The sequence below is a fragment of the Bradyrhizobium sp. UNPF46 genome, assembly GCF_006658625.1.
Taxonomy (GTDB): Bacteria; Pseudomonadota; Alphaproteobacteria; order Rhizobiales; family Xanthobacteraceae; genus Bradyrhizobium; species Bradyrhizobium nitroreducens.
Genome location: NZ_LFJB01000040.1, coordinates 86,155 through 110,765, shown reverse-complemented (window position 1 = coordinate 110,765; position 24,611 = coordinate 86,155). Strand labels below are relative to the sequence as shown.

At 64.1% G+C, this 24,611-nt stretch carries 20 protein-coding genes; 9 read left to right on the top strand and 11 right to left on the bottom strand.

Annotated elements, in window-relative coordinates:
- Positions 1 to 4: 4 nt before the first annotated feature.
- The 3 genes from UNPF46_RS16805 (at position 5) to xth (ending at position 4,461) form a co-directional block, all read left to right on the top strand.
- Positions 5 to 2,482: a DNA translocase FtsK gene (locus tag UNPF46_RS16805; protein WP_142250735.1), complete on the top strand. Its 2,478-nt coding sequence runs from the start codon at positions 5 to 7 to the stop codon at positions 2,480 to 2,482.
- Positions 2,483 to 2,633: 151 nt separating this feature from the next.
- Complete coding sequence (locus UNPF46_RS16800; protein WP_100175284.1) at positions 2,634 to 3,392, top strand: outer membrane lipoprotein carrier protein LolA; 759 nt, start codon at positions 2,634 to 2,636, stop codon at positions 3,390 to 3,392.
- A 253-nt stretch (positions 3,393 to 3,645) separates the two neighbouring features.
- Entirely contained in the window at positions 3,646 to 4,461 is an 816-nt protein-coding gene (gene xth, locus UNPF46_RS16795) for an exodeoxyribonuclease III (protein ID WP_142250734.1), read from the top strand.
- 54 nt (positions 4,462 to 4,515) lie between these two features.
- Here the strand turns inward: xth and UNPF46_RS16790 are convergent, their stop codons facing one another.
- Entirely contained in the window at positions 4,516 to 4,959 is a 444-nt protein-coding gene (locus UNPF46_RS16790; RefSeq protein ID WP_100175282.1) for a cyclic nucleotide-binding domain-containing protein, read from the bottom strand.
- 58 nt (positions 4,960 to 5,017) lie between these two features.
- Positions 5,018 to 5,704 carry a response regulator transcription factor gene (locus tag UNPF46_RS16785; protein WP_007598630.1) on the bottom strand — a complete coding sequence of 229 codons (687 nt, stop codon included), beginning with the start codon at positions 5,702 to 5,704 and terminating at the stop codon, positions 5,018 to 5,020.
- Between the two features lie 202 nt (positions 5,705 to 5,906).
- On the opposite strand from UNPF46_RS16785, the gene UNPF46_RS16780 reads away from it, so the two are divergent.
- Together UNPF46_RS16780 and UNPF46_RS16775 are read left to right on the top strand one after the other, a co-directional pair.
- Positions 5,907 to 6,476 carry a L,D-transpeptidase family protein gene (locus UNPF46_RS16780; protein WP_181769977.1) on the top strand — a complete coding sequence of 190 codons (570 nt, stop codon included), beginning with the start codon at positions 5,907 to 5,909 and terminating at the stop codon, positions 6,474 to 6,476.
- A gap of 6 nt (positions 6,477 to 6,482) precedes the next feature.
- Entirely contained in the window at positions 6,483 to 7,268 is a 786-nt protein-coding gene (locus UNPF46_RS16775; protein WP_142250732.1) for a 2-keto-4-pentenoate hydratase, read from the top strand.
- Between the two features lie 221 nt (positions 7,269 to 7,489).
- On the opposite strand, the gene UNPF46_RS16770 is transcribed toward UNPF46_RS16775, so the two are convergent.
- Positions 7,490 to 8,179 (bottom strand): YggS family pyridoxal phosphate-dependent enzyme, encoded by a 690-nt coding sequence (locus UNPF46_RS16770; RefSeq protein ID WP_100175279.1) that lies wholly within the window; start codon positions 8,177 to 8,179, stop codon positions 7,490 to 7,492.
- Between the two features lie 108 nt (positions 8,180 to 8,287).
- Here UNPF46_RS16770 and UNPF46_RS16765 point away from each other — a divergent pair, with 108 nt between their 5' ends.
- Positions 8,288 to 9,991: a diguanylate cyclase domain-containing protein gene (locus tag UNPF46_RS16765; protein ID WP_100175278.1), complete on the top strand. Its 1,704-nt coding sequence runs from the start codon at positions 8,288 to 8,290 to the stop codon at positions 9,989 to 9,991.
- Positions 9,992 to 10,020: 29 nt separating this feature from the next.
- On the opposite strand, the gene UNPF46_RS16760 is transcribed toward UNPF46_RS16765, so the two are convergent.
- Positions 10,021 to 11,070, bottom strand: a complete 1,050-nt coding sequence (locus UNPF46_RS16760; protein WP_181769976.1) for a GGDEF domain-containing protein — start codon at positions 11,068 to 11,070, stop codon at positions 10,021 to 10,023.
- Between the two features lie 192 nt (positions 11,071 to 11,262).
- Here UNPF46_RS16760 and leuS point away from each other — a divergent pair, with 192 nt between their 5' ends.
- The 3 genes from leuS (at position 11,263) to holA (ending at position 15,597) form a co-directional block, all read left to right on the top strand.
- Positions 11,263 to 13,899, top strand: coding sequence for a leucine--tRNA ligase (gene leuS, locus UNPF46_RS16755; protein WP_142250731.1), 2,637 nt, complete (start codon positions 11,263 to 11,265; stop codon positions 13,897 to 13,899).
- On the top strand, positions 13,886 to 14,437 hold the full coding sequence (lptE, locus tag UNPF46_RS16750) for an LPS assembly lipoprotein LptE (protein ID WP_142250730.1): 552 nt from the start codon (positions 13,886 to 13,888) through the stop codon (positions 14,435 to 14,437). Before leuS ends, lptE begins: the two co-directional genes overlap by 14 nt.
- Before the next feature lie 131 nt (positions 14,438 to 14,568).
- The gene (gene holA / locus UNPF46_RS16745; RefSeq protein WP_142250805.1) at positions 14,569 to 15,597 is read left to right on the top strand and encodes a DNA polymerase III subunit delta; all 1,029 of its coding nucleotides are present in this window, start codon (positions 14,569 to 14,571) and stop codon (positions 15,595 to 15,597) included.
- Positions 15,598 to 15,815: 218 nt separating this feature from the next.
- Here holA and UNPF46_RS16740 read toward each other — a convergent pair whose 3' ends face one another.
- The 7 genes from UNPF46_RS16740 to hemJ all read right to left on the bottom strand — a co-directional run bounded on the left by UNPF46_RS16740 (position 15,816) and on the right by hemJ (position 24,457).
- Entirely contained in the window at positions 15,816 to 16,703 is an 888-nt protein-coding gene (locus UNPF46_RS16740; RefSeq protein ID WP_181769967.1) for a ParB/RepB/Spo0J family partition protein, read from the bottom strand.
- Between the two features lie 153 nt (positions 16,704 to 16,856).
- Positions 16,857 to 17,711 carry a ParA family protein gene (locus tag UNPF46_RS16735; RefSeq protein ID WP_100175273.1) on the bottom strand — a complete coding sequence of 285 codons (855 nt, stop codon included), beginning with the start codon at positions 17,709 to 17,711 and terminating at the stop codon, positions 16,857 to 16,859.
- Between the two features lie 29 nt (positions 17,712 to 17,740).
- Positions 17,741 to 18,427 carry a 16S rRNA (guanine(527)-N(7))-methyltransferase RsmG gene (gene rsmG / locus UNPF46_RS16730; RefSeq protein ID WP_502705491.1) on the bottom strand — a complete coding sequence of 229 codons (687 nt, stop codon included), beginning with the start codon at positions 18,425 to 18,427 and terminating at the stop codon, positions 17,741 to 17,743.
- Positions 18,428 to 18,536: 109 nt separating this feature from the next.
- Entirely contained in the window at positions 18,537 to 20,417 is a 1,881-nt protein-coding gene (gene mnmG, locus UNPF46_RS16725) for a tRNA uridine-5-carboxymethylaminomethyl(34) synthesis enzyme MnmG (RefSeq protein WP_142250727.1), read from the bottom strand.
- Between the two features lie 437 nt (positions 20,418 to 20,854).
- On the bottom strand, positions 20,855 to 22,192 hold the full coding sequence (mnmE, locus tag UNPF46_RS16720) for a tRNA uridine-5-carboxymethylaminomethyl(34) synthesis GTPase MnmE (protein ID WP_142250726.1): 1,338 nt from the start codon (positions 22,190 to 22,192) through the stop codon (positions 20,855 to 20,857).
- Between the two features lie 314 nt (positions 22,193 to 22,506).
- Positions 22,507 to 23,772, bottom strand: a complete 1,266-nt coding sequence (rho, locus tag UNPF46_RS16715; protein ID WP_008133567.1) for a transcription termination factor Rho — start codon at positions 23,770 to 23,772, stop codon at positions 22,507 to 22,509.
- A 250-nt stretch (positions 23,773 to 24,022) separates the two neighbouring features.
- Positions 24,023 to 24,457 (bottom strand): protoporphyrinogen oxidase HemJ, encoded by a 435-nt coding sequence (gene hemJ / locus UNPF46_RS16710; RefSeq protein WP_100175269.1) that lies wholly within the window; start codon positions 24,455 to 24,457, stop codon positions 24,023 to 24,025.
- Positions 24,458 to 24,611 lie beyond the last annotated feature (154 nt).

Below are 24,611 nucleotides of genomic sequence, written 5' to 3'. Positions count from 1 at the left end.
GCCCGTGAGCATGTCGGCAATCGAACGTGTCATTCCACTGGTCGGCCATCTGCCGCCGTCGATCCGCGAGGGTCTGGCGCGACGCATGCGCGAGCTCAGCGGCCTCGGCCTGATCGCGCTGGCAGGCATCGCCTCGACCGCGCTGATGACCTGGTCGGTGCAGGATCCCAGCCTCAGCCATGCGACCTCGCGGCCGATCCGCAACATCCTCGGTTATGCCGGCGCGATCGGCGCCGATCTTGCGATGCAGATCCTCGGACTCGGCGCGATCATGCTGGTCCTGACCGTCGCGGTCTGGGGCTGGCGCATGATGACGCATCGCGCGTTCGATCGCGAAGCCCTGCGGCTCGGCTCCTGGATTCTCTGCACGGTGATCGCGGCGGGCTTCGTCAGTTGCTGGCCGCATGGCGGTGCATGGCCGCTGCCGACCGGCCTCGGCGGCGTGGTCGGCGATGCCCTGGTGCGCGCGCCCGCGGTGATTTTCGGGCCGCCCGGCACGATCTATCGCATCGTGCTGGGCACGATCCTGTTCGCCGCGATGACGGCGACCTTCCTGATCGCCTGCGGCCTCGGCGCGCGCGAGCATGACGAACTCCCCGATATCGAGGAGGACGACAAGCCGCTCGAGGAGGACGAGGACAGCGATCGCGGCTCGGTGTCGCTGGGCTGGCTGTTCCATGCGCTGATGAGCACAAAGGCGCGGCTGATCTGGCTCTGTGGCGCCGCCTACCGCTCGCTGGTCTCGAGCGGACCGAAGACCAAGGCCGCCAGCTTCAGCCGCCAGGAGCCGAATCTCGGCGGCGGCCGCGCCGCGCCGTCGATCTCGCCGCGGTCCGACGAGGAGGATTACGAGGATCAGCACGAGGAAGCGGAGGAAGAAGAGGAGGAAGAGGAAGAGCCGGCCGCGCGCGCCCCACGCAAGAAGGCTGCCCCGAAAGCTCCTGCCAAGAAATCCTCCGACAAGTTCGATCTGCCGTCCGTCTCCATGCTGGCCGCGCCGAAGGCGGGCGACCGGCAGCCGCTCAGCAAGGCCGAGCTCGAAACCAATTCGCGTTCGCTCGAAGGCGTGCTCCAGGATTTCGGCGTGCGCGGCGAAATCGTCAAAGCCAATCCGGGCCCCGTCGTCACGCTGTACGAGCTGGAGCCCGCACCCGGCATCAAGTCCTCGCGCGTGATCGGGCTTTCCGACGACATCGCGCGATCGATGAGCGCGCTGTCGGCGCGCGTCGCGGTCGTGCCCGGCCGCAACGCGATCGGCATCGAATTGCCGAACGCGCATCGCGAGAAGGTTTACCTGCGCGAGCTGCTGGTGGCGAAGGAGGCGACCGACACGGTGGCGAAGCTGCCGCTCTGCCTCGGCAAGACCATCGGTGGCGACCCCGTCATCATCGACCTCGCCCGCACGCCGCACATGCTGATCGCCGGCACCACCGGCTCCGGCAAATCGGTCGCCATCAACACCATGATCCTCAGCCTGGTCTACCGGCTGCGTCCCGATCAGTGCCGCTTGATCATGGTCGATCCGAAGATGCTCGAACTGTCCGTCTATGACGGCATCCCCCATCTGCTGACGCCCGTCGTGACCGACCCGAAGAAGGCGGTGGTCGCGCTGAAATGGGCGGTGCGCGAGATGGAAGAGCGCTACAAGAACATGGCCAAGCTCGGTGTCCGCAACATCGACGGCTACAACACGCGCCTGCTCGAGCTGAAAGCCAAGGGCGAGGAGCCGACGCGCACGGTGCACACAGGCTTCGACAAGGAAACCGGCAAGGCGATCTACGAGGAAGAGAAGCTCTCCCTCGATCCGCTGCCCTACATCGTCATCATCGTCGACGAGATGGCCGACCTGATGATGGTCGCCGGCAAGGACATCGAAGGCGCGGTGCAGCGCCTGGCGCAGATGGCGCGCGCCGCCGGCCTGCACGTGATCCTGGCGACGCAGCGTCCGTCGGTCGACGTCATCACCGGCACCATCAAGGCGAACTTCCCGACCCGCATCGCCTTCCAGGTGACGTCCAAGATCGACAGCCGCACCATTCTCGGCGAAATGGGCGCCGAGCAGCTGCTGGGCCAGGGCGACATGCTCTACATGGCGGGCGGCGGCCGCATCAGCCGCGTGCACGGACCCTTTGCCTCCGACGAGGAAGTCGAGAAGGTGGTGCGCCACCTCAAGACGCAGGGCCAGCCGGAATATCTCGAGGCGGTCACGGCCGAAGAGCCCTCCGAAGACGAGGACGGCGGCGCCGTGTTCGACGCCAGCGGCATGGGTGCGGACGGCGGCGGGGATCTGTTCACGCAGGCGGTTGCGATCGTCAAACGCGACCGCAAGGCCTCGACCAGCTACATCCAGCGCCGCCTGCAGATCGGCTACAACCGCGCCGCATCGCTGATGGAGCGGATGGAACTGGAAGGCATCGTCGGACCCGCCAACCACGCCGGCAAGCGCGAGATTCTGGTCGAGGAAGAAGACAGCCATATGTGAGGCGAGGAGCCTCGACACATCATTTCACGCAAAATCGATATCTGCTTTTGCCCGAAATCACGCTAAAAGGCGCCTAGCCATACAGGACGACGCGTTGATCAGACATCCGGACATTCGATTCGCTGCCACCATCGCTGCGCGAAGCGCGCGCGTGGCCGGCGTGCTGCTCGTCACCGCGGCGATGGTGACCGCTTCGTCCCTCGCCCAGACCGTTCCCGTGCCGAAGCCCGCGCCGAAGGGCCGCGATGGTGCTCAATCCGGAGGCGGTGGGCCCGCCGTCACCGGCGCGACGCAACCGCCGCCGAACCCGGTGATCCCGGATCCGCGCCGCAACGTGCCGAGCAGCATCTTCCAGACCTTCGACGCCAACCAGAAGGCACAGGCCGCCAAGGTCAGCGCCTATCTGTCATCGCTGTCGACGCTGGTCGGGAATTTCGTCCAGGTCGGCCCCGACGGCAGCAAGACGCAGGGCGATTTCTACATCCAGAAGCCGGGCAAGGTCCGCTTCGAATATGACGCGCCGAGCCCGATCGACATCGTCGCCGATGGTTCGTCCCTGGTGGTGCGTGACCGCAAGCTCGCGACACAGGACGTCTATCCACTGTCGCAGACGCCGCTGCGCTTCCTGTTGTCCGACCGCATCGACCTGATGAAGGACACCAATGTCGTCGGCGTCTCGGCCGACGACGTCTTCGTCAGCGTCACCATCGAGGAGAAGCAGGCCCTGGTCGGCACCAGCCGCCTTCTGCTGATGTTCGGCGCCAAGGACGGCCAGCTCAAGCAATGGACCGTCACCGATCCGCAGGGCTACGACACCACGATCGCGGTCTACAACCTGGATTCGAGCAAGAAGCTCGATCCCAGCATGTTCAAGATCGATTTCACCAATTACGGCCCGGCGCCGGGCTGAGCTCTCGTGTCCCGGACGCGCTGCAACGTTCTTGGCGTTGCTGCGCAGAGCCGGACCCAGTGCGCGGCTCAAATGAGCCCCGGCTCAGCAGCGCGTCACTTCGTGCCGCGCAGCGTCCGGGGCACGAGAGTGTGCCCACCGCTCGCCTCGCCAAGCTCGAAAAGACGTGGGCACGCTTCGCTTTGCCCACCTACGAGAGCTCGCTGTGGACAAGCATTTTCCCCGCACCAATCCGTGCTAAGACGCATTTCCCATGCGTTTTTCCCTGACAACCTGGAACATCAATTCGGTGCGGCTGCGCATCGACCTGGTCGCGAAATTCCTCAAGAGCGCGCGGCCGGACGTGCTGTGCCTCCAGGAGACCAAGTGCATCGACGATGCCTTTCCGCTGAAGCGCTTCAAGCGGCTCGGCTATGAGCACGTCGCGCTGAACGGGCAGAAAGGCTATCACGGCGTTGCCATCGTCTCGAAGATTCCGTTCGAGTCGACCGACATCCGCACCTTCTGCGATAAGGTGGATTCGCGGCACATTTCCGTGTCCTTCGGTGACAAAGCCAACATCGCGAAGCCGCTGGTGCTGCATAATTTCTACGTGCCCGCCGGCGGCGACATTCCAGATCCCGCGTTGAACGAGAAGTTCGACCACAAGCTTCGCTTCCTCGACGAGATGAAAGCGTGCGAGCCGCTGCACCCGCGCGGCGAGGATCGTCACATCCTGGTCGGCGATCTCAACGTCGCCCCGCACGAGAACGACGTGTGGTCGCACAAGCAGCTTCTGAAGGTTGTCTCGCATACGCCTGTCGAGACGGAGAAGCTTAAGGCGGCGCTCGAAGCCGGCGAATGGGTCGACGTCGCACGCGACCGCATTCCGATGTCGGAGAAGGTCTATACGTGGTGGAGCTACCGCTCCGCCGACTGGACCGTCGGCGACCGCGGCCGCCGACTCGACCACATCTGGGTCTCGCGCGCGCTGAAGGATGCGGTCAGCGATTTCAAGATTTTGCGCGACGCGCGGAGCTGGGAGCGTCCATCGGACCATGTGCCTGTGACGGTGACGCTGGAGGTCTAGGCCTCCGTCGTCATTCCGGGTTCGCGCTGCGCGCGCCCCGGAATGACGAGAGAGCTACGACGTCAGCTTAGCGCCCGCCATCAGGATGTCGCTGGCGATCTGACTTGAGCGCACCGCGAATTCGTCACGCAGACGTACCGCCGCCGCCGGATCGCTTTCGAGCACGCGCTGGAACAGGCTGCGGGCGACGCGGATGACGGAGGAGTGCTCCAGCGCGATCGCGCTCGACGGCCGCTTCATCGGCACCACCAGCGCAAGCTCGCCGATCAACGCGCCGGGACCGGCGATCATTTCGGCGCCTGCGCCGTCCTCGACCCGGAAGGCGCCGCGCTGGACCACGAAGCCGGCATCGGCGGCGTCGCCGAGGTTGAACAGGGTATCGCCGCGAACGAAGTCGCGCTGCTCGGAGCCGATCGCCAGCATGCGCAACGAGGCGTCGCCCAACAGGCGCAGTGTCGGGACTCGCTCGAGAAGCGCTACGTCGTCGTCGATTGACATTCAGATCCGAGGCTCAAGGGCATGCGATCTAAAACGATTCGCACGCCCCTCAAGCGTATCACGGCACCAGCTTGTAGCCACCGGCTTCGGTGACCAGGATTTCCGGGTTGGCGGCATCCTTCTCGATCTTCTGGCGCAGACGGTAGATGTGGGTTTCCAGCGTGTGGGTGGTGACGCCGGAATTATAGCCCCAGACCTCCTGAAGCAGGGTCTCGCGCGACACCGGCATCTGGCCGGCGCGGTAGAGGAAGCGGAGGATGGCAGTTTCCTTCTCCGTGAGCCGCACCTTGCGCGCATTGGCGGCGGTGAGCATCTTGGAGCCGGGCCGGAAGGAGTAGGGGCCGACCGAGAACACCGCGTCCTCGCTGGCCTCGTGCTGGCGGAGCTGGGCGCGGATGCGGGCCAGCAGGACCGCGAAGCGGAAGGGCTTCGCCACATAGTCGTTGGCGCCGGATTCCAGCCCCAAAATCGTGTCGGAATCGGTGTCGTGCCCGGTCAGCATGATGATCGGGGCCTTGAAACCGCCCTTGCGCAGGGAGCGGACTACCTCGCGGCCGTCGGTGTCGGGCAGGCCGACATCCATCAGAACAAGGTCGGGGGCATTGGCCTTGGCGGCGCTCGCGCCCTTGGCGCCGGTATCGACGGCGGAGGCTTCGAATTCTTCGTGCAGCGATAATTGCTCCACCAACGTGTCACGCAGATCGGTATCGTCATCCACGATCAGGATCTTGCGGGCATTGGCCATAGGGGGTCATCCTTTTGGGGTCCGACTCGGCGCGCAAGCATGCTGCACCCAGCCGTGAGGGAAGTTTAGGGGTCGCTGTTGTTATTGTTGTTCGTGTTGAAGTAGTGGGCTGTTACCGATTCACAAGCCGGAAGCACTCTAACCCAGAATAGCAGGGCGTTTTGATGAATGTCCTGTAATGAATTCGACATTACACGTTCACATGAAAAATAAAGCAGCTTCAGCTAGTTACACCACAAATCAAGGTGCCGGACCGCTGTCCGCGATCCGCGTTAAGCCTGCGGCCGGGAATCCGCGCCGGGGCTGGCTGTTGGCCGGAGCTCTGACCATACCGGTCGCACTGGGGAGGGGCGGCATCCTCGCCAACAAGCGCGAGGGTGACGGCGGCACCCCGAGGGGCAGCTTCCATCCCAGGCGCCTGTGGTGGCGGAGCGACCGGCATAGCCGTCCGCAGAGCTTCTTGCCGGCCCGGATCATCACCGGCGAGGACGCCTGGTGCGAGGATCCCAGGGACCGCCATTACAACCAGGGCATCCGGCTTCCCGAGGGGCAGGGCGGTGACCGGCTCAAGCGCGCCGACCATCTCTACGACTTCATCATCGAAATCGACCACAACACCCGGCCGCGCATCGCCGGCCGCGGCAGCGCGGTGTTCCTGCACCTTGCCCGCGACAATTTCGGCCCGACGGCGGGCTGCGTCTCGATGACCAAGGCGGCGATGCTACAATTGCTGCGACGGCTGGGACCAAGAACAAGAATCATCATCGGGTGAGGGGACATGCTCGGGAAGGATCAGATCGCGGCCGCATCGCGCGTGCTCGACCGGCATTGGCGTGACGGCACCAAGCTCGATGCGCTGGAAGAACAGTTGCGGCCACAGAGCCGCGCTGACGGCTACGCCATCCAGGCCGCACTCGAAACGCAATCGCCTGGAAAATTGTTCGGCTGGAAGATCGCAGCAACGAGCGAGTCCGGACAGAGGCACATCAATGTCGCGGGGCCGCTGGCCGGTCGCATCATGAGCGACACCGTGATTGCCGATGGCGGCACCGCATCGATGAAGGGCAACGCGATGCGCGTCGGCGAGCCGGAATTTTGTTTTCGCATGGGACGCGATCTGCCGCCCCGCGCAACGCCGTACACCGTCGACGAAGTGCTCGCCGCCGTCGACACCTTGCATCCCGCGATCGAAATTCCGGATTCGCGCTTCGTCGATTTCGCCGGCGCCGGCGAAGCGCAGCTCATCGCCGACAATGCCTGCGCGCATCTGTTCGTGCTGGGCGCGGCGACATCCGCGAATTGGCGCGCAATGGATCTCGTCGAGGAACGGCCGCAGATCACGTTGCGCGGCCGGCATTATATCGGCCACGGCAAGAACGTGCTCGGCGATCCCCGCGCTGCACTCGCCTGGCTTGCCAACGAGCTCTCCGGGCTCGGCATCACCTTGCGGGCAGGGCAGGTGGTGACCACGGGCACGTGCCATTCGCCGCTGCCGATCGAGGCCGGCGATCATTTCGCGGTGGATTTTGGCGTCCTGGGGAAAGCGTCGGTGGGATTCGTGTAAACGTCGCCGTCATTGTGAGCATCGCACTTCGCGCACGTGCCCCGGACGCAGCGCAGCGCCCTTAGCGGTGCGCTGCAGAGGCGGGGCCCATTTCGCCGCATTGTACCTTGTTGCTCTGGGTCCCGGCTCTGCACTGCAACGCTTCGGCGTTGCAGCTTGTCCGGGACACGAGAGCGAGCCTCATCGATCCACCTTAGTGGGGCAGCCGTCGCCAGCAGCTCTCACCGATGCCCGAAGATCGCGCTACCCACGCGCACATGGGTGGCGCCGAGCATGATGGCGGTGGCAAAATCCGCGCTCATGCCCATCGACAGATTCTTCAATCCATTGCGCGCGGCGATCTTGGCGGTCAGCGCGAAATGCGCCGCCGGCGGCTCGTCGACCGGGGGGATGCACATCAGCCCGGAGATCGTCAGCCCATAGGTGTCGCGGCAGCTGGCGAGGAAGGCATCGGCCTCGCCGGGCGCGACGCCGGCCTTCTGCGGCTCCTCGCCGGTATTGATCTGGACGAAGAGCTGCGGGTGCTTGTTCTGGGATTCGATTTCCTTGGCTAACGCTTGGCAAATGCTCGGACGGTCGACCGAGTGGATGGCATCGAACAGCGCGACCGCCTCTTTCGCCTTGTTCGATTGCAGCGGTCCGATCAGATGCAGCGCGATGCCGGGGTAAGCAGACATTAACGCGGGCCACTTGCTCTTGGCCTCCTGCACCCGATTCTCGCCGAATACGCGCTGTCCGGCCTCGATGATCGGGGAAATGGCATCCGCGGCGAAAGTCTTGGACACCGCGATCAGCGTCACGGTGGCGCGATCGCGTCGCGCATCCCTGCAGGCGCGGGCGATTTCGGCTTCGACCGCGGCGAGCGCGTTTGGTGAATGGCCGGTTACCGGCGCGGCGTTGGCTTCTGTCATGAGGTCGATTGATTAAGGTCGTAACCTGGGTAAGTCCAATTTTACCGAGTTCAAGAAAGAGTTTTTGAACCCTTCGCTTTACCCTGCTCGACGGGGTGGGTAGCGAAGATGGCAAGCGTCAGTTTCAACCGCAAACGAGCGAAACTCAAGCAGGTTCTCGGAATCCGGGCACGTCTTGCGTTGCTCGCCGTGATTCTGGTGGCGCCCTTGATGCTGGAGCGCATCCGTTCGCTCGAAGACACCCGCACCCGGCAGATCGCGCAGGCCACGGTTGAGTTCACCACCGTCGCTAGGCACTCCGCCGATGCGCAGCGTGAGGTGATCTCGTCGGTCGAGACCATCCTGAAATCGGAAGCTTTCATCCGCGCCTCCGCCGGCGGCGTCAGCAAGAGCTGCGACGTGCTGCGCGCGAGCCTGCCGTCGAACCTGCCCTGGATCCGCACGCTGTTGATCGCCGGCCAGGACGGACGCATCCAATGCGCCACCAACAACATGTATGTCGGCCTCGACCTCAGCGACCGGCCTTACTTTCAGCAGGCGCAGGAAACCGGCCGTTTCGTGCTGAGCGATTTCATCCTGTCGCGACCGGTACTGTCGCCGACCGTGATGGCAGTCTATCCGGTGTCCGCCTTCAGCGGCACATCCGACGCCGTCGTGCTCGCCACCGTCAATCTCGACTGGATGTCGAAGGTGATGAACAATCTCGGCGGCCGCGCCGGCATCACCGCCGTGCTGGTCGACAGCGCCGGCACCGTGCTCGCCGCGCCGGCCGACCAGCACAGCGCAGTCGGCCGCCCGCTCGACAACATGCCGCTGATGTCCGCGATCGCCGACAAGGCGCTGCGGTCGGACCAGGACGAAGGCTCGCTGTCTTTCCTTGCCGCCGACGGCTCGCGCCGCGCGGTCAGCTACATCCGCATCGCCGGCACCAATGCCCGCCTGATCGCCAGCATCGACGAGGACAAGGTGTCCGCGGCGGTGAGCCGCGACATCCGCACCGCCTATCTCCAGCTCGCTTTCGTCGTCGTGTTCGTCCTGCTCGGCGCGCTGATCGCCGCCGAAAAGCTCGTCATCAAGCCGATCGAGATGCTCGCAGACATGGCCAAGCGTCTCGGCGAGGGCGATCTGTCGGCCCGCGCGGCGCGCAATCGCCTGCCTGCCGAATTCGTGCCGCTGGCCCGCGCCTTCAACGCGATGGCTGCGCAACTGAGCCAGCGCGAGCGCGAGCTGATCGCGAGCAACGACCGGCTGACGGTGATGGCCTCGATCGACATGCTGTCAGGCCTCGCCAATCGACGTGGCTTCCAGAGCCGGCTCGACTTCGAATGGATGCGGGCGCAGCAATATGGCAGCGATCTCGCGCTGCTGATGATCGACGTCGATCATTTCAAGCTGTTCAATGACACCTATGGCCATCTCGAAGGTGATTCCTGCCTGACCCGGCTCGGCGAGTCGCTCTCCGGCATCGCCGCCGACACGATGGGCTTTGCGGCGCGCTACGGCGGCGAGGAATTCTGCCTGCTGCTGCCGAACACCGATGTGAACCGCGCCGTGGAAATCGGCGAGCTGGTGCGTGCGGCCGTGCTGAAGCTGTGCCTGCCCCACATCACCTCTGCCCACATGATCGTCACGGTCTCGATCGGCGTGGCCGCGGCGAAGCCCAATGAGGCCTTGCGTCCCGGCGATCTCATCGAAGCCGCCGACGCCGCGCTCTACGCCGCCAAGCACCGCGGCCGCAACAAGGTCGTCGAGCACGGGGTGCAGGCGATCGAGACCAGCGCGGCAGATATGATGATGGCGGCCAGCGCGTAGCGCGCGGTCGCTTCACCTCACCCCGCTTGCTATCCCGCAGCCCCGTCGCGATCGAGCTCGATCTCCGTCACCACGCGATTGCGGCCGCCGCCCTTGGCAAGGTAGAGCGCGCGGTCGCAGCGCTCGATGAGATCGGCGATGGCTTCACTGGCCCGATACTGCGCCACGCCGATCGACACGCTGATATGGGGCAAGGTCTCGCCGGTCGAGCGACGGGTGATCCTGCATTCGGCGATCGCGCGCCTGACATGCTCGGCGATCTCGACGCAAGCGGCAAGATCGGCGCCCGGCAGCACCGCGATCAGCTCCTCGCCGCCATAGCGCGCCGGCAGATCCTGCGCGCGCACCTTTTCGCGCAGCACCTTTGCGATCAGGCGCAGCACCTGGTCGCCGACGCCATGGCCGAACTCGTCGTTGAAGGTCTTGAAGTGGTCGATGTCGAGCAGGAGCACGCCGAGCGGCTCGCCCCAGTCCGCGGTGACTTGCGCCTTGCGCAGGAATTCATCGAGCGCCCGCCGGTTGGCGAGGCCCGTCAGCGTGTCGGTCCGCGCGCGCTCCTCGGATTTGGACAGCGAGTCGCGGATCACGTCGAGCTCGCGGGCCTTTTCGACAAAGCCCGCTTCCAGGCGCGTCGCCCTCGTGGCCGCACGGGCCAGCTCGTTCATGAGCTGGGCAACCAGCGCCTTCGGATCGACGCCGGACTTGCCCTGGTCGGCGACCTCGCTGATGACCTGCATCTGCGAATGGTTGTCAGCGATTGCGGTCGCCAGAAATTCCCTGGCCGCCCCCATGAGGGCCTGCAGCCGCTCGGACGTGTCGACCACAGCGGCGGCACTCACCTGGGGCGCGACATAGGTCCTGAACAGGTCCTGATTGGTCCTGCTGTCGAAGGGACGATTATGGTCGATCAGGAGATCGATGGCGTTGCGCAGATCGTCATGGCCGCCCGCGAAATACAGGAACCAGACGGCAAAACTGGCCGGGGTCGGCGCAATCCGCTGTTCGGCCATGCTCCGCATAGCCCGTCCGGCGACGGACGCGGCGTAGTCGTAATCGAGTTCGTCGAAGCTGGGATCCATCGTGGTCATGCGGTCTCGTCAGGCCGCAAATTGGCATTGAGCCCTTAATCCCACCCCAACGTGGGCCCTCGTAGTTATGCGGAGACGCCGGGCAAGGTTCCAAATCGCGGCAACCCATTGACCCCTTGAGGACTTCTATGGCCTAGTCCGCCGTCTTGAGACGGCCGAACCCAAAAAAACCCCAACGATTCCATGACCTCCGAACGCTATAACGCCCGCGACGCCGAACCGCGCTGGCAACGCCTCTGGGACGAACAGGCGATCTTCGTCTCCAAGAACGATGATTCTCGGCCGAAATATTATGTGCTCGAGATGTTTCCCTACCCGTCCGGGCGCATCCATATCGGCCATGTCCGGAATTACACGCTCGGCGACGTGCTGGCCCGCTTCATGCGCGCCAAGGGGTTCAACGTGCTGCACCCGATGGGCTGGGACGCCTTCGGCCTGCCGGCCGAGAATGCCGCGATCGAGCGCAAGGTCGCGCCCAAGGCCTGGACCTACGACAACATCGCCGCGATGAAGAAGCAGCTCCGCTCGATCGGGCTGTCGCTGGACTGGAGCCGCGAATTCGCGACCTGCGACCCCAGCTACTACAAGCATCAGCAGAAGATGTTCCTGGACATGCTCGCCGCCGGCCTCGCCGAGCGCGAGAAGCGCAAGCTCAACTGGGATCCGGTCGACATGACCGTGCTCGCCAACGAGCAGGTGATCGACGGCCGCGGCTGGCGCTCCGGTGCCGTCGTCGAACAGCGCGAGATGAGCCAGTGGGTCTTCAAGATCACGAAGTACTCGCAGGAGCTGCTGTCCGCGCTGGATGGGCTCGACCGCTGGCCCGACAAGGTCAGGCTGATGCAGCGCAACTGGATCGGCCGCTCCGAGGGTCTCTTGATCCGTTTCGCGCTGGATGCAGCGACGACGCCCGCCGGTGAGAACGAGCTGAAGATTTTCACGACGCGCCCTGACACCCTGTTCGGCGCGAAGTTCATGGCGATCTCGGCGGATCATCCGCTGGCGCAGGCCGCCGCCGCGAAAAATCCGAGGCTTGCGGAGTTCATTGCCGACATCAAGAAGATCGGCACCGCGCAATCGATCATCGACACCGCGGAGAAGCAGGGTTTCGACACCGGCATCCGCGCGGTGCATCCGTTCGATCCGAGCTGGAAGCTGCCGGTCTATGTCGCCAATTTCGTGCTGATGGAATACGGCACCGGCGCGATCTTCGGCTGCCCGGCGCACGACCAGCGCGACCTCGACTTCGTCAACAAGTACAATCTCGGCAACACGCCCGTCGTGTGCCCCGAGGGCCAGGATCCCAAGACCTTCGTCATCACCGACACCGCCTATGACGGTGACGGCCGCATGATTAATTCGCGCTTCCTCGACGGCATGACCATCGATCAGGCCAAGGACGAAGTTGCAAAGCGCCTGGAAAGCGAGCTGCGCGGCAACGCGCCGGTTGGCGAGCGGCAGGTCAATTTCCGCCTGCGCGACTGGGGCATCTCACGCCAGCGCTATTGGGGCTGCCCGATCCCCGTGATCCATTGCCCGAAGTGCGACGTCGTGCCGGTGCCGGATGCCGACCTGCCCGTGGTGCTGCCGGAGGATGTGAGCTTCGACAAGCCGGGCAACGCGCTGGACCATCACCCGACCTGGAAGCACGTCACCTGCCCGAAATGCGGCGGCAAGGCTAACCGCGAAACCGACACCATGGACACCTTCGTGGATTCGTCCTGGTATTTTGCGCGCTTCACCGACCCCTGGAACGAGACCGCGCCGACGACGCCTGCGGTCGCCAACCGGATGCTGCCGGTCGACCAGTATATCGGGGGTGTCGAGCATGCGATCCTGCATCTGCTCTACAGCCGCTTCTTCACCCGCGCGATGAAGGCGACCGGGCACATCGCGCTGGACGAGCCGTTCGCCGGAATGTTCACGCAAGGTATGGTGGTGCACGAGACCTACCAGAAGGCCGACGGTACCTATGTGCAGCCGGCCGAAGTGAAGATCGAAGTTGGCGGCAACGGACGCCGCGCCACGCTGCTGACTTCGGGCGAAGACGTCCAGATCGGCCCGATCGAGAAGATGTCGAAGTCGAAGAAGAACACGGTCGACCCCGACGACATCATCGAGACCTACGGCGCCGACGTCGCCCGCTGGTTCATGCTGTCGGATTCGCCGCCCGACCGCGACGTGATCTGGAGCGACGAGCGCGTCCAGGGCGCCTCGCGCTTCGTGCAGCGGCTATGGCGGCTGGTGAACGATTCCGTCGAACTCGGCAACGCCGCGCCGTCGGCCCGGCCGGCCAGCTTCGGTCCGGACGCCACCGCCCTGCGCAAGGCCGCCCACGGCGCGCTCGACAAGGTCACCACCGGGATCGAGCGGCTGCACTTCAACGTCTGCCTGGCCCATATCCGCGAATTCGCCAACGCCTTCTCGGAGATCCTGCAGCGTCCCGGCCAGCCAGCGGCCGATCTCGCGCCAGATTTGGCTTGGGCGATCCGGGAAGCCAGCCAGATCCTGGTCCAGCTATTCTCCCCGATGATGCCGCACCTCGCCGAGGAGTGCTGGCAGGCTCTGGGCCAGAGCGGGCTGGTTTCCGAGGCCAATTGGCCCCAAATCGAACGCGATTTGCTGGTTGAGGACAGCGTGACCCTGGTGGTCCAGGTCAACGGCAAGAAGCGGGGTGAGGTCACAGTTGCAACAGCGGCCCAGAATCCGGAAATCGAGGCTGCCGTTTTGGCCCTCGATGCGGTAAAGCTGGCCCTGGACGGCAAGCCCGTCCGCAAGGTGATCATCGTCCCCAAGAGGATCGTAAATGTTGTCGGCTAGGATCCGCATCGCAGCCCGCTTGCTGGCGGTCGCCGCCTTGGCCGCGCTGACGGCCGGCTGTTTCCAGCCGATGTATGCCGAGCGGAACGACGGGACCCCCGGCCTGCGCGAGAAGCTGATGGGGGTCGAGCTGCCCCCGATCAGCAAGCCCAACGCCTCCCGCGAGGCCCGCGTCGGCGTCGAAATCCGCAACGCGCTGGCCTTCAAGCTTTACGGCTCTGCGACGGGCATGCCGCCGACCCACCGGCTGGACATCCGCTTCACCACCAGCCGTTCCTCGCTGATCGTCAGCGCCACGACGGGATTGCCGACCAGCGAAAATCTCGGCATCGACGCCCAGTACAATCTGATCGACGTCGCGACCGGCAAGTCGGTCATGACCGGCTCGACCTTCTCACGCGTGTCCTACGACATGCCGGGCTCCTATCAGCGCTTCTCCCGCAACCGCGCCGTGCGCGATGCCGAGGATCGCGCCGCCAACGAGATCGCCGAGAACATCACGACCCGGCTGGCCTCGTTCTTCACCGCGGGCACTTAAGTCATACCCGCCATTCCGGGGCACGTGTAGCGTGAACTCAGTTGCACAATTGCGCAGCTGAGAATCTCGATCAAACAATCGCTGGATTCCGGGTTCTCGCTTTGCGAGCCCCGGAATGACAATTGGGTCCGATGGTCGCGCTGCGCGGAAAAGAGATCGACGCCTTCCTCGCCCGCCCCGATGCGGGCCGTCCGATCATCCTGCTTTACGGCCCCGACGCCGGCCTCGTGCGCGAGCGCGCCGATGCACTGATCGCTTCCGGCGTCGATGATCCCAACGATCCGTTCTCCCTGGTCAAGCTCGACGGCGACGAGCTCTCCGCCGAGCCCTCGCGCCTCGTCGACGAGGCCATGACGGTGCCGCTGTTCGGCGGCCGCCGCGCCATCCGCATCCGCGCCGGCTCGCGCAGCTTCGCCAGCGGCATCGACACGCTGGCCGAGATGAATGTGAAGGATTGCCGCATCGTGATCGAGGCCGGCGAGCTCCGCCCGGAATCGCCGCTGCGCAAGGCCTGCGAGAAAGCCAAGACCGCGGTGGCGATCGGCTGCTATCCCGACACCGAGCGCGACCTCGCCAAGCTCATGGATGACGAATTGCGCATCGCGAATTTGCGCATCGCGCAGGATGCTCGCGCGGCGCTGATGTCGTTCCTCGGCGGTGACCGCCAGGCCTCGCGCAACGAGCTGCGCAAGCTGACGCTCTACGCCCATGGCAAAGGCGAGGTCACGCTGGACGACGTGATGGCCGTGGTGGCGGATGCCTCCGAGCTCAAGCTCGACCCGATCGTCGACGGCGCCTTTGCCGGCCGGCCCGACATCGTCGAGACCGAATTCGCCAAGGCCATGATCGCTGGCACCTATCCCGGTGTGATCATCTCCGCGGCACAGCGCCAGGCGGCGTGGCTGCACAAATCCGCGCTCGCGATCGCCGACGGCCAGCCGGCCTCAGCCGTGCTCGACGGCGGCTATCCGCGGCTGCATTTTTCACGAAAGCCCGCGGTCGAGACGGCGCTGCGCAATTTCAGCCCGGCCCGGCTCGCCGCGGTAATCGAGCAGCTCGCGACCGCCGCGCTCGACACCCGCAAGCAATCGACTCTCGCCGCCGCCATCGCCCAGCGCACGCTGATGGCGATTGCGGTGAACGCGAGGCGGCGGGGGTAAGCCCCCGCTCCCTCCTTGTCATTGCGAGGAGCTCTGGCGACGAAGCGATGCAGCATGGCCAAATCCGTCATCCTGAGGTGCGAGCGGCGCGACGCAACGCGGCGCACAGCGAGCCTCGAAGGATGAACGGCCGAGATGCAGCCGGGCCGTCGCTCTTCGAGGGCCGCTGAAGAAGCGGCCACCTCAGAGTGACGGTGATGGAGATTCAATGCGTCTAGTTAGATCGCGCCCTTGGCGAGCCGCTTCATCACCTCGTCGAGCTGATCGAGATTGCGGTAGTTGATCTGCACCGAGCCGCCGGGGTCACGGTGATTGACGGTGACCTTGAGGCCGAGCGCGTCGCTGACGCGCTTTTCGAGATCGATCGTGTCGGGGTCCTTTTCCTTAGCCCCCGCGCTGCGCGCCTTCTGCGGCTTGCGCTCCGGCACGCCCTCTTCATGCGCGAGCGCCTCTGCCTGACGGACGTTGAGGCCCTCTTCGACGATGCGCTTGGCGGCCGCGAGCGGATCCGGCACGCCGATCAGCGCACGAGCGTGGCCGGCCGTGAGCTCGCCGGTCGCGATGAAAGCCTGCACCTCGGCCGGCAGCTTGGTCAGCCGCATCATGTTGGCGACATGGCTGCGGCTCTTGCCGACGACCCTCGCGATGTCCTCCTGGCTGCGTTTGAACTCGTTGGCGAGCGCGTGATAGCCCTGCGCCTCTTCCATCGGATTGAGATCCTCGCGCTGCACGTTCTCGACGATCGCGAACTCCAGCGCGTCGCTGTCGCTGATGTCGACCGGCACGATCGGCACTTCGTGCAGGCCCGCCATCTGCGAGGCGCGCCAGCGCCGCTCGCCGGCGATGATCTCGAAGCGGTCCTGCGCGCCCTTCACCGGACGCACCACGATCGGCTGGATCACGCCGTGCTGCTTGATGGACTCGGAGAGCTCCTTCAGCTCGGCGTCCAGAAAGGTGCGACGTGGATTGCGCGGATTGGCCTTGATGAACTCGATCGGCACCTTGCGCTGCGCGCGCGGTCGATCGACATGCTGGGCCTCGCCGCCGACGTCACCGATCAGACTTGCAAGACCCCGGCCCAGTCGCGAACGCGCTTCGTCGGCCATCGTCAGCTCCCTTGGATTCACGCTGCAGCACTCCAGAACTGAATTTCGAAACTTGTAGGATGGGTAGAGCGAAGCGAAACCCATCGCTGTTTGCGTTTGGGGTGATGGGTTTCGCTATGCTCTACCCATCCCACGAATCAACATCGTCCGGCTTCAATGCGTGACGCGCAGCTCGCGCTCGCGCTGGATCACTTCGGTGGCGAGCCGCAAGTAAGCTTCGCTGCCGACGCATTTGAGATCGTAGACCAGCACCGGCTTGCCGTAGGACGGCGCCTCCGAGATGCGCACGTTGCGCGGGATCATGGTCTTGTAGACCTTCTCACCCATGAACTGGCGGACGTCGGCGACGACCTGGTTCGAGAGGTTGTTGCGCGAGTCGAACATGGTCAGCACGATGCCGTGGATCGACAGGTTCGGATTGAGCGTCGAGCGCACCTGCTCCACCGTCTGGAGCAATTGTGACAGACCCTCGAGCGCGAAGAACTCGCACTGCAACGGCACCAGGATCGCATCCGACGCTGCCATCGCATTCACCGTGAGCAGGTTGAGCGAGGGCGGGCAGTCGATCAGCACGTAAGTGTAATCAGACTCCGGCGAGACGTTGTTGTTGAGCGCGCCGATGGCATCGCGCAGCTTGAAAGCGCGGCCGGGCGTGGTGCCGAGCTCGAGCTCGAGACCGGAGAGATCCATGGTCGAGGGCGCAATGTGCAGCCGCGGCACCGCGGTCGAGACCACCGCTTCGCGCAAGCTCGATTCGCCGATCAGCACGTCATAGGTCGAGCAGGAGCGGTTGCGGCGATCGATGCCGAGGCCGGTCGAGGCATTGCCCTGCGGATCGAGATCGACGATCAGGACGCGTTCGCCAATCGCCGCGAGCGCGGTGCCGAGGTTGATCGCTGTGGTTGTTTTTCCCACACCGCCCTTCTGATTGGCGAGTGCCAGGATGCGCGGATGGCCATGCGGGACCTCTGCGGTCTTTTCTTGCTGCGGCTCGTCAATCACGGTCATCGAAATTCCCCACTCAACCCCTGAACGCCTCACCCGTGCCGTTCAACTGAAGTCAGCTCGACGATCCAGCCGTCGCCTGTCCGGCTTCGGTGGAGCTGCGGCTGAATATTCCAATATTTAGCGGCTTCGGTCAATTCAGCCTCTACATCTTGACCCTTGAGAAACAACGCCTTTGCGCCCTGGCGCATCAGCGGCTCCGCAAAGCCGATGAGTTGATGTAGCGGAGCCAGCGCGCGGGCGGTGACGCAATCGACGGGGCCAGTGATTCTATCCACATTATCCCCGATCTCAGCGAGATGTACGACTCCCGGAGATGTAGTGACGCGGATCGCTTCGCGCAAAAACGCAGCCTTCTTGGCGATTCGTTCGACGAGATGCACGCTCGCGCCAGGCGTTCCGGCCATCGCGCAGGACAGCACGACGCCGGGAAAGCCGCCGCCGCTGCCAAGGTCGGCCCAGCGCTTTGCGTCGGGCGCAAGATCGAGGAGCTGGAGCGAGTCGGCGATATGCCTGGTCCAGAGATGGGGCAGCGTCGAGGGCGCGACCAGATTGGTCTTGGCCTGCCACTCCCGCAGCAGCGCGATGTAGCGATCGAGCCGCTCTTCGGTTTCACGTGAAACGGGCGCGAGCTTGAGCGCCTCGCGCTTGTCGGCAGCGATAATGGAGTCGAGCGCCTGATCCTTGGCGTTGGATGGGTCGATCTTTGGTTTGGCCAAGCTCGGACCGGATCTATGACCCGTGCCCTCACCTGCTCCGGATCGTCGCGATAGCGGTCTGTCCCCGCCGGGTCCGCGCTGTTTCACGTGAAACGCCTATGCGATTGGCTTATGCGATTGCTTTTGAGGTCTTCCGTGCCTCGCGCCGGAGATAGGCCGCGAGGATGCCGAGCGCCGCCGGCGTCATGCCGTCGATCCGGCCGGCCTGACCGACTGTGAACGGCCGCGCCTTTTCCAGCTTGGCCCTCACCTCATTGGAAAGACCCGGCACCTGCCGGTAATCGACCTCCGACAGCACCATCCCCTCGTCACGCCGGAAGGCTTCGACGTCGGCACTCTGGCGCTCCAGATAGACATCGTATTTGGCGTCGATCTCGAGATGGGTGGCAATGACGGGATCGATGGCGGACAGCTCCGGCCAGATCATCCTGACCTGGCTCCAGCCGATCTCCGGATAGGCCATCAGCTCGAAGGCCGACCGGCGCTGGCCATCCCGGTTCAGAGACAGACCATGCTTGATCGCCTCGTTCGGGGTGATGGTCAGTGACTTTGAGAGCGTCCGGGCCGCGTTCAGGGCGTCCATCTTGGCCCGGTGATGCCTGATACGGGTATTGCCGACGCAACCAAGGGCGATCCCCTTCTCGGTCAGACGCTGATCGGCGTTATCCGCCCTAAGCGTCAGCCGGTACTCGGCGCGCGAGGTGAACATCCGATAGGGCTCGCTGATGCCGCGGGTGACGAGGTCATCGATCATCACCCCGAGATAGCCATCCGCACGGTCGAACACCGTCAGTGCAGCACCGCTGGCGGCAAGCGCAGCATTCAGGCCGGCCACGATTCCCTGTCCGGCAGCTTCTTCATATCCTGTGGTGCCGTTGATCTGCCCGGCCAAGAACAGGCCGCGAAGACGCTTGGTCTGCAGGGTCGGATCGAGTTCGCGCGGGTCAATGTGGTCGTATTCGATGGCATAGCCCGGGCGGATCATCTTGACGCGCTCCAAACCAGGGATGCTGGCGAGGATCGCGAGCTGGACCTCCTCCGGCAGCGAGGTCGAGATGCCGTTGGGATAAACGGTCGTATCGTCGAGGCCTTCCGGCTCCAGGAAGATCTGGTGGCCGTCGCGATCGCCAAAGCGAACGATCTTGTCCTCGATCGAGGGGCAATAGCGCGGCCCAGAGCTCTTGATCTGGCCGGAATACATCGGAGAGCGATGGACGTTCGCGCGGATCACCTCATGGGTGGCCGCGGTGGTTCGGGTGATCCCGCACTGAATTTGAGGCGTCGTGATCCGTTCGGTCATCACCGAGAACGGCTCCGGCGGCTCGTCTCCGGGCTGCATCTCGACGGCGGACCAGTCGATCGTCGTGCCATCAAGACGGGGCGGAGTGCCCGTCTTGAGCCGCCCAAGGGTGAAGCCGGCACGCTCAAACGAGCTGGAAAGACCCATCGCGGGGGCCTCACCGACCCGTCCGGCAGGCCAATTCCTCTCGCCGAGATGGATCAGGCCACGCAGGAAGGTCCCGGTGGTGACGACGACGGCCCCTGCCCGGAGCTCGCGGCCGTCGGCCAGCCGCAGTCCCGTGACGCGGCTGTCGACAACGATCAGCTCATCGGCCTCGCCTTCGATGACAGAAAGACCGTCGGTCTCCTGGATCGCGGCCTGCATCGCCGCGGCATAGAGCTTCCGGTCAGCCTGAGCCCGAGGACCGCGCACAGCCGGGCCTTTGCGGCGATTGAGCACGCGAAACTGGATGCCGCCGGCATCGGCAACGCGCCCCATCAGACCATCGAGTGCATCGACTTCGCGGACCAGATGCCCCTTGCCGAGACCACCGATGGCGGGATTGCAGGACATTGCTCCGACGGTAGAGAAGCGGTGCGTCACCAGAGCAGTCGTCGCCCCCATCCGGGCAGACGCAGCCGCGGCTTCACAGCCGGCATGGCCGCCGCCAATCACGATGACGTCGAAGCTCTCTCGCTCTGTTCGCATGATCGGACTTCTAGCTCAGAGGCAGGAAAGCCGGAAGCGGAAACTGGAGAGGTGAATGTTTCACGTGAAACGCGGGCCGGTGGGCTTCGGAGCATTTTTGCGAAAACAACCCCATGCACAGTAGCGAGGGCTTTGAAAGGACTGCTGTTTCACCGGGCCATTCTCCGCGATGAAAATAGAGCGGAAGCCGACGCTCCGCGCGCACTGTCCTTGCGAGGGAAACAATCCAGAATCCCGCTGGGAAGACGATCGGGGATTGCTTCGTCGCAAGGGCTCGCAATGACGGGCGCGGGGCCCGACGTTTCACGTGAAACAGAGGTAGACGCGGAACTCGGATGGAACGGAAGGCAATACGGGCTACGAGGTGGTTCCCGCGCCTGTTTCACGTGAAACATAAGAAATGGAACAAGCGCTAGTTCTACAATGAAGAACTAGCGCTACTTTCCGATGCAGAATTTCTGGAAGATGGCCCCCAGGACGTCCTCGACGTCCACCCGTCCCAACAGCCGACCCAAGGCATAAGCGGCAGCGCGCAGCTCTTCGGCTGCCAGCTCCTCGCCCTCTTCTACAAGCTCCAGACTCCGGCGCAAGCTGTCTGACGCCTGGCGCAATAGATCGCGTTGGCGAGCCCGGGTCACCAAGGCACCCTCGGTTGTCCCGAAAAAGTCCGCCGCGAATTTCACGAGAGCTTCGACCAGCTCCGGGATGCCGTCACCCCTGCTTGCCGAGATCGCGAACCCGCCGGCCGGTGCGGCGGCGCCGCCCTCGTTGAGGTCGATCTTGTTGCGCACGATCCAGACCGGGCCGCCGGACGTCAACAGCGGCGGCCTTGCAACCGGATCGACGGCGCGCCCGCCCTCCACCAGCCACAGCACGAGGTCGGCATCCTCGGCCCGCGCGCGTGCACGGCGCACGCCTTCCTGCTCGACGGGATCGTCGGTCTCTCGAATCCCGGCGGTGTCGATGACGGTGACCGGATAGCCGTCGAGATCGAGTTGCACCTCGATCACGTCGCGCGTCGTGCCGGCGTAGGGCGAGACGATCGCAACTTCGCGACGCGAGAGCTGATTGATCAACGTCGACTTGCCAACGTTCGGCTCGCCGGCGATCGCAACCACGAGGCCGTCGCGCAGGCGTTCAGAATGTCCCTGTCCCGCAAGGACTTTTGCAACTTCTTCGTGAAGACTCTTGATTGCCTTCATCGCCGGCGCCATCAGCTCCACCGGCACATCGCCCTCATCGGAAAAATCGATGCCGGCCTCGATCAGCGCCGAGGCCTCGATGATACGCTCGCGCCAATCGCGTGCGCGATCGCCGAGTAGGCCTTGCAGCTGCCGCAGCGCCTGGCGGCGCTGGCGGTCGGTGTCGGCATGGATGAGATCGTCGAGGCCCTCGGCCTCGGTGAGATCGAGCTTGCCGTTCTCGAACGCGCGCCGCGTGAATTCGCCGGGCTCGGCCCCACGTGTATTCGGAATTATCGAAATATTGGCGAGGAGTGCGGCCAGCACGGCGCGGCCGCCATGGACGTGAAATTCGGCGATGTCCTCGCCGGTCGCGCTGCCCGGCCCGGGAAACCAGAGCACGACGGCGTCGTCGATCGGCTGTCCTGCGCTGTCCCGAAGCAGCCGGCGGCTGGCCTGCCGCGGCGCCGGCAGCTTGCCCGCGAGCGTCGTCAGCACCAGGCCGGCTTGGGGGCCCGAGACGCGGACCACCGCGATGGCGCTGGGTGCGCGGCCGGACGACAACGCAAAGATGGTCTGGTCTCGTGGATGCATGGCCTATTTGTGCGGCTCGTTGGGAAAAGGCAAACATCCGTTTCCGGCCCGGCCAACGGCCGCATCTTGCTGCAGCAAATCCCGCAGCAATTCACATACTGCACCGCAATATAGAAGGACTGCTTTGCTGCGCCCGGCCTCCTGCGGCAGCAGTTCGGCCGAGCCGAATTCAAGTATTATTTATATATATCAACATCTTAATCAAACCTAAGATCGGTCGCGCAGCATTCCTTCATGCTGCACCTACGCTGCAGCAAAGCCGCAAAACAAAAAGGGCGCCCGAAGGCGCCCTTTGATCCTCTGCTGCACTACACTCAGGTATTCATGGAGTCGAAGAACTCCGAATTGCTCTTGGTCGAGCGCAGCTTGTCGAGCAGGAAGTCGATCGCGTCCATTGTCCCCATCGGATTGAGGATGCGGCGGAGCACGTACATCTTCTTGAGCACCTGCGGATCGGTGATGAGCTCCTCCTTGCGGGTGCCGGAGCGTGAGATGTCGATCGCCGGGAAGGTACGCTTGTCCGAGACCTTGCGGTCCAGGATCAGTTCCGAGTTGCCGGTGCCCTTGAACTCTTCGAAAATGACTTCGTCCATGCGGCTGCCAGTATCGACCAGCGCGGTCGCGATGATGGTCAGCGAGCCGCCCTCCTCGATATTGCGGGCGGCACCGAAGAAGCGCTTCGGGCGCTGCAGCGCGTTGGCGTCGACACCGCCGGTCAGCACCTTGCCGGATGACGGCACCACGGTGTTGTAGGCGCGACCCAAACGCGTGATCGAATCGAGCAGGATCACGACGTCGCGGCCATGCTCGACCAGACGCTTGGCCTTCTCGATCACCATCTCGGCGACCTGGACGTGGCGGACCGCCGGCTCGTCGAAGGTCGACGACACGACCTCACCCTTCACCGAGCGCTGCATGTCCGTGACTTCTTCGGGACGCTCGTCGATCAGCAGCACGATCAGATAGCATTCGGGATGATTGTGCGTGATCGAATGCGCGATGTTCTGCATCAGCACGGTTTTACCCGTGCGCGGCGGCGCCACGATCAACGCACGCTGGCCTTTACCGATTGGGGCGACGATGTCGATCACCCTTGCAGAAAGGTCTTTTCGCGTCGGATCGTCGATTTCCATGCGGAAACGCTGGTTCGGAAACAGCGGCGTGAGGTTGTCGAAATTGACCTTGTGCTTGGCCTTTTCCGGGTCCTCGAAATTGAGCGTATTGACCTTCAGCAGTGCGAAATAGCGCTCGCCCTCTTTGGGGCTGCGGATGTGGCCTTCGATGGTGTCGCCGGTGCGCAGGCCGAAACGGCGGATCTGCGAAGGCGAAACGTAGATGTCATCCGGGCCCGGCAGATAATTCGCATCGGGCGAGCGGAGAAAGCCGAAGCCATCGGAGAGAACCTCGACGACGCCCTGGCCGACGATATCGGTCTCGGCGAGCGCGAGCTGCTTGAGGATGGCGAACAACAGCTCCTGCTTGCGCATGGTGCTGGCATTCTCGACCCCATTCTCCTCCGCGAACGAGACGAGCTCGGCCGGCGTTTTGGACTTGAGGTCTTCGAGTTTAATTTCCCGCATTGGGGTGGTCCTGTGGGGTAGCCTTGGGAGGGGGGTGCGAGGAGGCTCTGAAATGCGGACGTGAGAAGGCAAGGTCCGCAGGTCTGGCAAGGTTAAGTGCCGATGAGGCTTCAAACCTGATGCGGTGTCCGGCCTCTGGAAAGCTCAGACACAACCACATCCGCCTGCGTTGGGTGGGATGTCGGCAATATAGAAAATCGCTTCCCACTCCGCAAGCCGAAGCGCTAGGCGGATTGATCGCAAGTCCCGCCTAGAACGGCTTCACGATCACCATGATGACGATGAGAATCATCAGAACGGTCGGCACCTCATTGATAATCCGATAGAATTTCTGGGTCCGCGGGCGCCGGTCGGCGGCGAAATCCTTCAGCCAGCGGGAAAAAAAGCCGTGGACCGCGGACATCGCCAGGACCAGTGCCAGTTTTACGTGCAGCCAGCCGAAGGAGAACCAGTGGCCGGACCAAGCCAGATAGAGCCCGGCGAGCCAGGTCACGATCATGGCGGGATTGATGATGGCCTTGAGCAGACGGCGTTCCATCACCTTGAACGTTTCCGACTGCTTCGAGCCGATCTCGGCCTCGGAATGATAGACGAACAGCCGCGGCAGATAGAGCATGCCCGCCATCCAGGCGATGACGGCGATCACATGCAGCGCCTTGATCCAGAGATAGACGTCTTCGAACATTTCATGCGCCCGGGTTCATGCCCCGAATGGAACTGGGGATAGTAAGAACTCGTTAAGGTCTCACCCTGCACACATATCCGTCCGTAGCGCCTTCCTCAAATCTAGAATCTTAGATTCTTAAAGGTTTGAGTCTTAGTGACAGTGGATTGGACTC